Below are 12,906 nucleotides of genomic sequence, written 5' to 3'. Positions count from 1 at the left end.
AACGGTAGCGAGACGAGGGCGATCGGCCAGCAGCGTGGCGGCGGTACGTTGCTGATGGTGGTCATTCTTCTGATGATGGGCAGCCTGCTGCTGCATGCCACCCGCCGCCAGCTCAGCGATAACCTGAGCCTGGTGGCGGGCGAAGGGCGCTATTACCGGGAGTCTGCCGCTGCTGCCTCCGCGCTGGCGTGGGGTGAGCGTCTCAACTGGCCGCAAACCGGGGGCTGGCAGTGCCAGCGGCTACAGCCGCAGGGCTGGCGCGCGTGCCTGCGCAGCGGCGAGACGCGCGCTGATAATAACGCTGAGCCACGCAGCTTACTGTACGCCGACAGCGGTGAAAGAACGCTGGCATTATGGCGCTGGCTGGGCGGAACGGCACCACGCCTGCACCCTTTAGCCCATGGCTGGCTGGATTTTTGCCCGTTGAAAGAGAGTGGCGCCTGCCAGATACCGGCCGCGGCAGCAGGGCCTTAATATGAAACTGAAGCCTGTCATATGCAGACCACAGCAATATAGCCTGAGAATGCAGCCAGACTCTGACCTGCGCCGCGCGCATCAGCAGGGGGGCAGGCTTATACCGGAACCTGCCTCAGACCGGCCTGACCAGCAGGGTTTTAGCCTGATTGAAACATTAGTGGCGCTGCTGCTGTTTAGCCTCAGTTTCAGCGCGCTGATGCAGTATCAGCTGGCGCTGGCCGACGGGTTCCAGCGCCAGTGGCAGCAGCGCAGCGCCTGGCGCAACGCCCATCAGCTGCTGCTGGGCCAGGCTGTACCGGGCGGCTGGCAGGGGCAGCGCCTGCAGCAGCCGGGGCCGGCGGGTTGCCAGCTGCTGACGGCGCGGGTGGTCAGCCCGGCCGGGCGGCGCGCGGAGCTGACGCAGCTGCGCTGCGCTGAGTCGCCGGGCTTCGGTTCACCCCCTGGTGGGTGAACCGGCACACCAGGCTCGCGTTGTGACATGTTCATCGCCGGCCGGACGGGGTAAAGTAGTTCCCCGGAAAAATGAAACGTCTTATAAGGGACCGTTGGTTATGTTTACCGTTTACCACTCCAATCAGCTGGACATACTGAAAACGCTGGCGTCATGGCAGATCGAAAACCAGCCGCTGCAGGATCCGCTGCGCCCGGAGGTGGTACTGGTACAGAGCCCCGGCATGGCGCAGTGGCTGCAGATGTCGCTGGCCGACGAGTTCGGCATTGCCGCCAACATTGATTTTCCGCTGCCCGCCAGCTTTATCTGGGACATGTTCGTAAGCGTGCTGCCGGGGATCCCGAAAGAGAGCGCCTTCAACAAGTCCAGCATGAGCTGGAAGCTGATGGCGATCCTGCCCGCAATGCTCGCGGACGACGCCTTTACCCCGCTGCGTCACTACCTGAGCGACGACGACGACAAGCGCAAGCTGTTCCAGCTGGCGACTAAGGTCGCCGACCTGTTTGACCAGTATCTGGTCTACCGACCGCAGTGGCTGAATCAGTGGCAGCAGGGGCAGTTAGTCGAGGGGCTGGCGGAGGCGCAGGCCTGGCAGGCGCCGCTGTGGGCGGCGCTGGTGGAGTATACCCACCAGCTGGGCCAGCCGGAATGGCACCGTGCCAACCTCTATCAGCGCTTTATTCACGCTCTGGAAAAAAGCACCACCCGTCCGGCCAACCTGCCGGATCGGGTGTTTATCTGCGGTATTTCAGCGCTGCCGCCGGTCTATCTGCAGGCGCTGCAGGCGCTGGGCCGCCACATTGATATTCACCTGCTGTTTACCAACCCCTGCCGCCACTACTGGGGCGATATTCAGGACTACGCCTTCCTGGCGAAGCTGCAGAACCGCCATCGCAAACACTATCAGCATCAGCATGACGTGCCGCAGTTCCTCGATGGCGGCAGCGCCGCGACGCTGTTTAACCCGGCGGGTGAGCAGCAGCTGAGTAACCCGTTGCTGGCCTCGTGGGGCAAGCTGGGGCGCGATAACCTCTATCTGCTGGCGCAGATGGAGCCGAACGAAGTGGTGGCCTTCGTCGATATCGATCCGACCAACCTGCTGCAGACCATCAAGCGCGACCTGCTGGAGCTGGAAGATAACGCCGTGCTCGGGCTGGCCGCCGGGGAGTGGAACAGCAGCCGTGAAAAGCGCGTGCTGGCCGAAGAGGACCGCTCGATCGTTATTCACCAGTGCCACAGCGCCCAGCGCGAGGTCGAGGTGCTGCAGGACCGGCTGCTGGCGCTGATGGCGGAAGATGCCAGCCTGACGCCGCGCGACATTATCGTGATGGTAGCGGACATCGACGCCTACACGCCGTTTATTCAGGCGGTGTTTGGCAACGCGCCGCCGGAGCGCCAGCTGCCGTTTGCCATCTCCGACCGCCGCGCCAGCCAGGCGCACCCGGCGCTGCAGGCCTATCTGGCGTTGCTCAACCTGCCGGAAAGCCGGTTTACCGCCGAAGAGGTGCTGGCATTGCTGGAGGTACCGGCGGTGGCAGGGCGTTTCGCGGTAGATGAAGAGGGCCTGCGCCTGCTGCGTCACTGGGTGGCCGAGTCCGGCATCCGCTGGGGGCTGGATGATGACAGCGTACGCGAGCTGGATCTGCCCGCCACCGGCCAGCACACCTGGCACTTTGGCCTGACCCGCATGCTGCTGGGCTATGCGATGAACAGCGACGCGGGCGACTGGCAGGGGATCCTGCCTTACGATGAGTCGAGCGGGCTGATCGCCGAGCTGGCGGGTAACCTCGCTGGCCTGCTGATGCAGCTGAACCGCTGGCGACAGTGGCTGAGCGAGGCGCGCGGGCTGGACGCCTGGCTGCCGCTGTGCCGCCAGATGCTGGATGATTTCTTTGTGCGGGATGCCGATACGGAAGCGGCGCTGACGCTGATCGAGGAGCAGTGGCAGCAGGCGGTGCAGTACGGCCTGGAGGCCCGGTTTGATCAGGCGGTGCCGCTGGCGCTGCTGCGCGATGAGCTGACCTCGCGGCTCGACCAGCAGCGCATCAGCCAGCGCTTCCTCGCCGGCCCGGTCAACTTCTGCACCCTGATGCCGATGCGCTCCATTCCCTTCCGCGTGGTCTGCCTGCTGGGGATGAACGACGGGGTTTATCCGCGCACCCTGCCGCCGCTCGGCTTTGACCTGATGAGCCAGCAGGGCCAAAAGGGCGACCGCAGCCGCCGTGACGATGACCGCTACCTGTTCCTGGAGGCGCTCAACTCGGCACAGCAGCAGCTCTATATCAGCTATATCGCCCGCTCGATTCAGGATAATACGGAACGATATCCTTCGGTGCTGGTCAGTGAACTGGTGGAGTACATCAGCCAGAGCTTCTGCCTGGCGGCGGACCGCGATCGCGACGTCGACAGCAGCGCGCAGGCGGTGGTTGAACACCTGCAGCATCTGCACAGCCGGATGCCGTTTGCGGCGGAAAATTTCAGCGAACGGTCGGAGTTTACCAGCTACGCCGCCGAGTGGCTGCCCGCCGCCAGCGCGGCCGGCAGCGCGCATCCGCCGTTTATGCAGGCGCTGGAGCCGCTGGAGGAAAATACGCTGAGCTTTGAACGGCTGGTGCGTTTCTGGCGGCATCCGGTGCGGGCGTTTTTCAGCCTGCGGCTGGGCGTCAGCTTCCAGCTGGAGGAGAGCGGCCTGCCGGACGCCGAGCCGTTCGCGCTGGACGGGCTGAGCCGTTATCAGCTTAACAGCCAGCTGCTGAACAGCCTTATAGACGGCGGCGACGGCCAGCAGCTCTACCGTCGTCAGCGGGCGGCGGGCGCGCTGCCCTACGGGGCGTTCGGTGAGCTGTTGTGGCAGGAGCAGCAGCAGGAGATGAGCGATCTGGCCGCCCGGGTAAAGGATCTGCGCGCCGGGGCGGAGAACCGCGAGATCCTGCTGGAGTGCGGCGGCGTGGCGCTGACCGGCTGGCTGACCCAGGTGCAGGACAGTGGCCTGCTGCGCTGGCGGCCCGGTGTGCTCAACTACACCGACGGCCTGACGCTGTGGCTGGAACATCTGGTCTACTGCGCCAGCGGCGGCAGCGGCAGCAGCCGCATGCTTGGCCGGCTGGAGAGCGAATGGCACTTCCCGGCGATGGCGGCAGAGCAGGCGCAGCAGCAGCTGGCGGGTTATATCGCGGGTTATCAGCAGGGGCTGTGCCTGCCGCTGCTGCTGACCCGCAGCGGCGCGGCCTGGCTGGAGGCCAGCTATGACGGCAACAGCGGCACGCTGCTGCGCGATGAGGCCACGCAGAAGAAAGCCCAGGCGAAGCTGCTGGCCGCCTGGCAGGGCAATTATCAGATAGAGGGCGAGGGCAGCGACCCCTCACTGCAGCGGCTGATCCGTCAACTGGATGACGAGGCCGTGCAGCAGTTCACCGCCGCGGCCGAACGGTGGCTGCTGCCGATGCGTCAGTGGCACCAGCCGCAGCAGTAACCGTTATGCGGCGCAGAACCGGCAGGACGTGAGAGTAAAGTTTCAGGGACAAGCAGGAGACTATCCTGTAGTGTTATTTTATAACGTTATTAGTAGCATGTGTTGAGGAGTCTGAATGCGTCGTTATGCAGTCTGGTTAGCTTGTTTTGTTTCGGTAGCCCTGTTCAGCCCGCTGAGTATGGCGGAGAACGGTTGGCAGCCCATCGCGGAAACCATTCATAAAAGCGAAAAAGATCCGCGCCAGTATCAGGCGATCCGTCTGGATAACGGCATGACCGTGCTGCTGGTGTCCGACACGCTGGCCACCAAGTCGCTGGCGGCGCTGGCGCTGCCGGTCGGCTCGCTGGAAAACCCGCGCAACCAGCAGGGGCTGGCACACTACCTTGAACATATGGTGCTGATGGGCTCCAAACGCTACCCGGAGCCGGATAACCTCGCCGAATTCCTCAAAAAGCACGGCGGTAGCCATAACGCCAGTACCGCGCCTTACCGTACCGCCTTCTATCTGGAAGTGGAAAATGACGCCCTGCAACCGGCCGCCGACCGGCTGGCGGACGCCATCGCCGAGCCGCTGCTCGACCCGGTCAACGCCGACCGCGAACGTAACGCGGTCAACGCCGAGCTGACCATGGCCCGTTCGCGTGATGGCCTGCGCATGGCGCAGGTGGGGGCGGAAACGCTTAACCCGCAGCACCCGAGCTCGCTGTTCGCCGGCGGCAACCTGGAGACGCTGCGCGACAAACCCGGCAGCAAGCTGCACGATGCGCTGCAGGATTTCTACCAGCGTTACTACTCGGCCAACCTGATGAAAGCGGTGATCTACAGCAACAAGCCGCTGGCGGAGCTGCAGAAGATTGCCGTCGCCACCTTTGGCCGCGTCGCCAGCCACAACGCTACCGTGCCGGCGATCGACGTACCGGTGGTGACCGACCAGCAGAAAGGCATTGTGATCCACTACGTGCCGGCCCAGCCGCGCAAGCAGCTGAAGATCGAATTCCGCATTGAAAATAACAGCGATAAGTTCCGCAGCAAAACCGACACGCTGATCGGCTACCTGATCGGTAACCGCAGCAAAAACACCCTGTCGGACTGGCTGCAGAGCCAGGGGCTGGCTGACTCGGTCAGCGGCGGGGCCGATCCGATGATTGACCGCAACGGCGGTATCTTCTCGATTGCCGTCTCGCTGACCGACAAAGGCCAGGCCAACCGCGATCGGGTCGTGGCGGCGGTGTTCAGCTACCTGAAGACCCTGCGCGACGGCGGCATTGATAAACGTTACTTCGATGAAGTGGCCCACGTGCTAGACCTGGACTTCCGCTACCCGTCGATTACCCGTGATATGGACTACATCGAGTGGCTGGTGGATACCATGCTGCGCGTGCCGGTTGAGCACACGCTGGATGCCTCCTACATCGCCGACCGCTACGATCCGCAGGCGATTAAAGCACGGCTGGACGGCATGACGCCGCAGAACGCACGTATCTGGTATATCAGCCCGCAGGAGCCGCACAACAAAACCGCTTACTTTGTTGACGCCCCTTATCAGGTGGACAAAATCAGCGCGAAGACCTTCAGCCAGTGGCAGGCGGAAAGCGACAAAATCACCCTGTCGCTGCCGGTGCTCAACCCCTACATTCCCGATGATTTCAGCCTGATTAAACCGGCGCACGGCTACGATCGCCCGCAGGAGCTGGTCAACAAGCCGGGGCTGCGGGTGTTCTACATGCCCAGCCAGTACTACGCCGATGAGCCGAAGGCCAGCATCACCCTGTCGCTGCGCAATGAGCAGGCGATGAACAGCGCGCAGAACCAGGTGCTGTTTGCCCTCAATGATTATCTGGCCGGCGTGGCGCTGGATGAACTGAGCTCACAGGCGTCGGTGGGCGGCATCAGCTTCTCGACCGGTGAAAATGACGGGGTGACCTTCAGCGCCAGCGGCTTTACCCAGCGCCTGCCGAAGCTGATGAACCAGCTGATTGCCGGCTACACCCGCTTCACGCCTACCGGGCAGCAGCTGGAGCAGGCTAAATCCTGGTATATCGAGCGGCTGGACGCCGCCGAAAAGGGCAAAGCGTTTGAGCTGGCGATCCAGCCTGCGCAGCTGCTGTCGCGCCTGCCGTACACACAGCGCAGTGAACGCCGCAAGATTGTGCCAACCGTTACGCTGCAGCAGCTGGCGGACTACCGCAAAATGCTGCTGGAAAAAGCCGCCCCGGAACTGCTGGTGGTGGGCAACATGACCCCGGAAGCGGTCACCACGCTGGCCGATGAGGTGAAAAATCAGCTCAACTGTTCCGGTGAGCGCTGGTGGCACAACAACGAAGTGGTGGTGGACCAGCTTAAGCGGGCCAATCTGGAAAAAGCCGGCAGCAGCACCGACTCCGCGCTGGCGGCAGTCTACGTGCCGACCGGCTATGGTGAGCATCAGAGCATGGCCAGCAGCGCGCTGCTCAGCCAGATTATTCAGCCGTGGTTCTACAACCAGCTGCGCACCGAAGAGCAGCTGGGCTATGCGGTATTCGCCTTCCAGATGCCGGTCGGCCGCCAGTGGGGGATCGGTTTCCTGCTGCAGAGCAACGTCAAACAGCCGGCATACCTGTTAACCCGTTTCCAGGCGTTCTACCCGACGGCGGAAAAACGGTTGCGTGAAATGAAAAAAGAGGACTTCGCCCAGTATCAGGCGGCGATGATCAACGAGCTGAAGCAGCGCCCGCAGACGCTGGATGAAGAGGCCGGGCGCTTCAGCAAGGATTTCAGCCGGGAAAATTACCGTTTTGACACCCGTGAGAAGGTGATTGCCCAGGTGCAACAGCTGACGCCTGCCGCCCTTGCCGACTTCTTCCACCAGGCGGTAATCGCCCCGAACGGCCTGGCGCTGCTGTCGCAGATCTCCGGCAGCCATCACGGCAAAGCCGACTACGCGGTGGCACCGGGCTGGACCACCTGGAAAGATCTGTCGACGCTGCAGCAGTCGTTCCCGGTTATCCAGGATAAACCATGAGCCAGCCCGCCAGCCCGCTGCAACCGTTAAGCCTGCCGCTGCGCGGTGAGCGGCTGATTGAAGCCTCAGCAGGCACCGGTAAAACCTTTACCATCGGACTGCTCTATCTGCGCCTGCTGCTGGGGCTGGGCGGAGACGCGGCGTACGGGCGGCCGCTGACCGTGGAGGAGATTCTGGTGGTGACCTTTACCGAGGCCGCCACCGCCGAACTGCGCGGGCGCATCCGCGCCAATATCCACGAACTGCGCATTGCCTGCGTGCGCGGCGACAGCGCCAACCCGATGCTGCGCGAGCTGATGGCGGGCATCACCGATTTGTCTCAGGCGGCGGCAATGCTGCTGGCCGCCGAGCGGCAGATGGATGATGCCGGCATCTTCACCATTCACGGCTTCTGCCAGCGCATGCTCAACCTGAATGCATTTGAGTCCGGCATGATGTTTGAACAACAGCTGATCGAAGATGAAACGCCGCTGCGCCGTCGCGCGGCGGCCGACTTCTGGCGTCGCCACTGCTATCCGCTGCCGCTGCCGGTGGCCGCCGCGGTGCGCGAGCTGTGGTCCGGGCCGGATGCGCTGCTGAAAACGCTGTCGCCGTGGCTGAACGGTGAAGCGCCGACCCTGCGCTCGGCGCCGCACCCGGATGAAACGCTGGAGCAGCGGCACCAGCAGATTATCAGCCGCATTGCGGCGATCAAGGCGGCGTGGCTGGCGGCGGGCGATCTGCAGGCGCTGATTGAGGCTTCCGGCGTTGACCGACGCAGCTACAGTAGTAAGCACTTACCTGCCTGGCTGGAAAAAATCACCCTGTGGGCGCAAAGCGACACCCTCGACTATGCGGTGCCGAAAGATCTTGAGCGCTTTGGCCAGCAGATGCTTAGCGACAAGACTAAAAAAGGCGAAGCGCCGCGCCATGCGCTGTTTGTGCAGATCGACGACTTCCTCGCGCAGCCGCGCACGCTGGAAGATCTGCTGATTGCCCGCGCGCTGAGCGACATTCGCCGCATCACCCAGCAGGAAAAACGCCTGCACGCGCAGCTCGGCTTTGACGATCTGCTCGGTCGCTTTGACGCCGCGCTGCAGCAGCCCGCCGGTGAGGCGCTGGCCGCCGCCGTCCGGCAGCGCTATCCGGTGGCGCTGATCGATGAGTTTCAGGACACCGACCCGCAGCAGTACCGCATCTTTCACCGGCTGTACGTTCGCCAGCCGGAGAGCGCGCTGCTGCTGATCGGCGATCCGAAGCAGGCGATCTACGCCTTTCGCGGCGCCGATATCTTTACATACATGCGCGCCCGCACCGAAGTTAGCGCCCACTACACGCTGCAGACCAACTGGCGATCCTCGCCGGCGATGGTTAACAGCGTCAACCAGCTGTTTGCGCGCCTGCCACAGCCGTTTCTGTTTAACGAAATCCCGTTTATCGCGGTCAGCGCGGCGGAACCCAATCAGCGGCTGAGCTTCACCGTTGACGGCGTGGAGCAGCCGGCGCTGAAGCTGTGGCTGCAGCCCGGCGAAGGCGTCGGGGTCAGCGACTATCAGCAGGCGATGGCCCGCTGCTGCGCCGCTGAAATCAGCCAGTGGCTGGCGGCGGGCCAGCAGGGGCTGGCGCTGATCGGCAAAACCGGCAGCCAGCAGCCGCTGCGGGCGTCGGATATTACCATTCTGGTGCGCAGCCGTGGCGAAGCCGCGGTGATGCGCGATGCGCTACAGCGGCTGGCGATCCCGTCGGTGTATCTGTCTAACCGCGACAGCGTGTTTACCTCGAACGAGGCGCGCGAGCTGCTGTGGCTGCTGCAGGCGGTGCTGAACCCGGAGCAGGAGCGCACGCTGCGCACCGCGCTGGCCAGCAGCCTGTTTGGTTTCGATGCGCTGACGCTGGACCAGCTGGGCCGCGACGAACGCGCCTGGGATCGGCTGGTGGACGAGTTTGACCACTATCGCCAGCGCTGGCTGAAGCGCGGGGTACTGCCGATGCTGCGTGAGCTGATGCTGAAGCGGCAGATGGCCGAGAACCTGCTGGCTTCGGAGGGCGGTGAACGCCGGCTGACCGACCTGCTGCACCTCGGCGAGCTGCTGCAGGAGGCGGCGGCCGGGCTCGACAGCGAACACGCGCTGGTGCGCTGGCTGGCGCAGCAGCTGGAGCAGCCCGACGGCCAGGTGGCGAACCAGCAGCTGCGGCTGGAGAGCGATCGCCACCTGGTGCAGATTGTTACCATCCATAAATCCAAAGGGCTGCAGTATCCGCTGGTGTGGCTGCCGTTTGTCGCCAACTTCCGCGAGGCCGACAGCGCCGTTTACCATGACCGGCAGACCTTTGCCGCGCTGCTCGACCTGCAGCCGGACGAGGAGAGCGCAGCGCTGGCCGAGCAGGAGCGGCTGGCGGAAGATCTGCGCCTGCTGTACGTGGCGCTGACGCGGTCGGTGTATCACTGCAGCGTCGGGGTGGCCCCGCTGGTAAAGGGAACGCGTAAAAAAGAGGGTGCCAGCGATCTGCACCGCAGCGCGCTGGGCTGGCTGTTACAGCGTGGGGAAGCGGCGGATGCCGCCACGCTGCAGGCGCTGCTGGCGGCGATGCAGTGTGAGCATACCGCGCTGGCTGACGCTGCGGGCAGCGACGCACCGCGCTTCCAGCCGGAAGCTGAAGCGCCGGAAAACCTGCGCTGTCTGCCGCTGCCGCGTGCCTTACGCGACGACTGGCGGGTGACCAGCTACTCCGGCCTGCAGCAGCACGGTGCGGCGCAGACGCTGGATCTGCTGCCGCGTTTTGACGTCGATGCGGTCGGGGAAGCGCAGCCGGATCTGCAGCCACAGCTGACGCCGCACAGCTTCCCGCGCGGCGCGGCGCCCGGCACTTTCCTGCACGGCCTGTTTGAGGCGATCGACTTCACCGCTCCGCTGGATGACGTCTGGCTGCTGGAGCAGCTGCAGGGCCAGGGGCTGAGCGAGGAGTGGCTGCCGGTGATGCGCGACTGGCTGAGCCGCATTCTGCAGACCCCGTTAAATGAGAGTGGGGTCAGCCTGAACCAGCTGTCGCCGGAAGCCTGCCGCGTTGAACTGCAGTTCTACCTGCCGATCTCCGGGCTGCTTACCGCCGGCGCGCTTGATGCGCTGGTGCGTCAGGATCCTCTGTCGGCCGGGACGCCGCCGCTGGAGTTTCACCAGGTGCAGGGCATGCTGAAGGGCTTTATCGACCTGGTGTTCTGCTGGCAGGGCAAATACTACCTGCTGGACTACAAATCTAACTGGCTGGGTGAGGACCAGAGCGCCTACACCCAGCCGGCTATGGCCCAGGCGATGCAGTCGCACCGTTACGACCTGCAGTATCAGCTCTATACCCTGGCGCTGCACCGCTACCTGCGCCACCGCCTGCCGGACTATGACTACCGGCAGCACTTTGGCGGGGTGATTTATCTGTTCCTGCGTGGGCTGGACGGCGAAGAGGGCAGCCACGGCATCTTCACCGCCCGCCCTGAGCTGAGCTTTGTTGAGGCGCTGGACCAGCTGTTCCGTGGCGATGAGGAGACGGCACGATGAGCATGGCCGACCTGTTAGATCTGGCCTGCCGCCAGCGCCTGCTGCGCGCGCTGGACGTGCAGTTTGCCCGCATGCTGGCCGACGACAGCCGACCGGCGCTGATGCTGGCGGCGGCGCTGGTCAGTCGCGATGCCGGCGAAGGGCACGTCTGCCTGCCGCTGGCGCAGCTGCGGCCCGCCGCGCTGTTTGACGGGCGGCACCCGCAGCTGGCGCAGGAGTTATGCCTGGCGGCGGGGGAGCCTGCCGACTGGCAGGCGCTGCTGCTGGCCGAGACGGCGGTGGGTGACGGCGGCGATGCCACGCCGCTGGTGCTGCACGACGAACGCCTCTACCTGCACCGTATGTGGCAGAGCGAAGGTGACGTGGCGCGCTTTATCCAGCGCCAGCAGCACTGGGCCGTGGATGAAGCGGCGCTTGGCCGCACGCTGGACCGCTACTTTGGCCGCGAGCCGGGCGACTGGCAGAAAATCGCCGCCGCGGTGGCGCTGACCCGCCAGGTGTCGGTGATCTCCGGCGGGCCGGGCACCGGTAAAACCACCACCGTGGCGCGGGTGCTGGCCAGCCTGATCGAGCTGTCCCCCGCCGGCCTGCGTATTGAGCTGGCCGCGCCGACCGGCAAAGCGGCCGCGCGGCTGACCGAGTCGCTGGGCAAAACCCTGCAGGCGCTGGAACTGGAGCCAGCGGTGCGCCAGCGTTTTCCGGCCGAAGCCACCACCCTGCACCGGCTGCTCGGCGCGCTGCCGGGCAGCCAGCGCATGCGCTACCACGCCGGCAACCGGCTGCACCTTGACGTGCTGGTGGTGGATGAGGCCTCAATGGTCGACCTGCCGATGCTGGCGCACCTGATAGCCGCACTGCCGCCGCAGGCGCGGGTGATTTTCCTCGGCGACCGCGATCAGCTGGCCTCAGTGGAGGCCGGCGCGGTGCTCGGCGATATCTGCCGCTGCGCTGAACAGGGCTACAGCCCGCAGCGCGCCGCCGAACTGAGCCGCATCACCGGCTGTGAGGTACAGGGCGTGGAAGACCCTCTCGCCTCGCCGGTGCGCGATATGATCTGCCTGCTGCGCACCAGCTACCGCTTTACCGCCGGCTCGGGGATTGGCCAGCTGGCGCGGGCGGTGAACGCCGGGGATGCCGCCGGGGCGGGGCGGGTGTTCACCGCCGGGCTGAGCGATATCCGCCTGCAGCCTCTGAACGATGCGCAGCATTACCAGCAGCTGCTGGCCGACTGCGTGGCCGGCTATCGCGGCTATCTGCAGCTGCTGGCCGCCGGAGCCGCGCCGGGCGAGGTGCTGGCGGCCTTCTCGCGCTTTCAGCTGCTGTGTGCGCTGCGCGAGGGGCCGTTTGGCGTCTCCGGCCTGAACGAGCGCATTGAGGCGTCGCTGGCGCGCGCCGGGCTGATCCACCGCAACCTGGCGGCCAACGGCCGCTGGTACGTCGGGCGGCCGGTGATGATCGCCCGTAACGATCGCGCTCTGGGGCTGTTTAACGGCGATATCGGCATCGCGATGCGCAACGCGGAACAGGAGCTGAAGGTGTTCTTCCCGCTGCCGGACGGCAGCATCAAGCCGGTACAGCCCAGCCGCCTGCCGCCCAACGAGACGGCTTATGCCATGACCGTGCATAAATCGCAGGGCTCGGAGTTTGAACACACGCTGATGGTACTGCCGGGGCAGATGACGCCGGTGCTGACCCGCGAACTGGTCTATACCGCTATCACCCGTGCGAAGCAGCAGCTGACGCTGTACAGCGACGCTGCGGTATTTAACGCGGCGGTGAAGGTGCGCACGCAGCGGCGCAGCGGGCTGGTAGAGCGGCTGAATACGCTGGTGCCGGAAGCGATAGCGCTGGCAACTGACGGGCACGATGAATCGGCGTAATGGCTGATGGCTGATGGCTGATAGCTGATGGCGGAGCGTTGAGTGTGTTAGCCGATCAGAAGTCCGCGGCCCGGTATTTACCGGGCCGCGGGTTG

General features: G+C 64.8%; 6 protein-coding genes. All 6 read left to right on the top strand.

The window, feature by feature from the left end; translation table 11 throughout:
* Window positions 1–21: 21 nt before the first annotated feature.
* Entirely contained in the window at window positions 22–474 is a 453-nt protein-coding gene (locus tag NV64_RS03315; RefSeq protein ID WP_369878855.1) for a DUF2509 family protein, read from the top strand.
* 100 nt (window positions 475–574) lie between these two features.
* Complete coding sequence (locus NV64_RS03310) at window positions 575–928, top strand: prepilin-type N-terminal cleavage/methylation domain-containing protein (protein ID WP_056232355.1); 354 nt, start codon at window positions 575–577, stop codon at window positions 926–928.
* Between the two features lie 100 nt (window positions 929–1,028).
* Window positions 1,029–4,400, top strand: coding sequence for an exodeoxyribonuclease V subunit gamma (gene recC / locus NV64_RS03305; protein ID WP_056232028.1), 3,372 nt, complete (start codon window positions 1,029–1,031; stop codon window positions 4,398–4,400).
* Between the two features lie 115 nt (window positions 4,401–4,515).
* Window positions 4,516–7,401, top strand: coding sequence for a pitrilysin (gene ptrA, locus NV64_RS03300; RefSeq protein WP_101505314.1), 2,886 nt, complete (start codon window positions 4,516–4,518; stop codon window positions 7,399–7,401).
* Window positions 7,398–10,931, top strand: a complete 3,534-nt coding sequence (gene recB / locus NV64_RS03295) for an exodeoxyribonuclease V subunit beta (protein ID WP_101505313.1) — start codon at window positions 7,398–7,400, stop codon at window positions 10,929–10,931. The genes ptrA and recB overlap by 4 nt, the downstream gene beginning before the upstream one ends.
* Window positions 10,928–12,811 (top strand): exodeoxyribonuclease V subunit alpha, encoded by a 1,884-nt coding sequence (gene recD, locus NV64_RS03290; RefSeq protein ID WP_056232035.1) that lies wholly within the window; start codon window positions 10,928–10,930, stop codon window positions 12,809–12,811. The genes recB and recD overlap by 4 nt, the downstream gene beginning before the upstream one ends.
* The last annotated feature ends 95 nt before the right edge of the window (window positions 12,812–12,906 follow it).

This window comes from Erwinia sp. B116 (genome assembly GCF_002865965.1).
Taxonomy (GTDB): Bacteria; Pseudomonadota; Gammaproteobacteria; order Enterobacterales; family Enterobacteriaceae; genus Erwinia.
The sequence above is the reverse complement of the archived record's forward strand: the minus strand, read 5'-3'. Positions and strand labels throughout refer to the sequence as shown.

What these genes read in the sequence shown, in the direction of transcription:
- ptrA (WP_101505314.1), top strand. Translation starts at nt 4,516, where the DNA reads ATGCGTCGTTATGCAGTCTGGTTAGCTTGTTTTGTTTCGGTAGCCCTG.
- recB (WP_101505313.1), top strand. Translation starts at nt 7,398, where the DNA reads ATGAGCCAGCCCGCCAGCCCGCTGCAACCGTTAAGCCTGCCGCTGCGC.
- recC (WP_056232028.1), top strand. Translation starts at nt 1,029, where the DNA reads ATGTTTACCGTTTACCACTCCAATCAGCTGGACATACTGAAAACGCTG.
- recD (WP_056232035.1), top strand. Translation starts at nt 10,928, where the DNA reads ATGAGCATGGCCGACCTGTTAGATCTGGCCTGCCGCCAGCGCCTGCTG.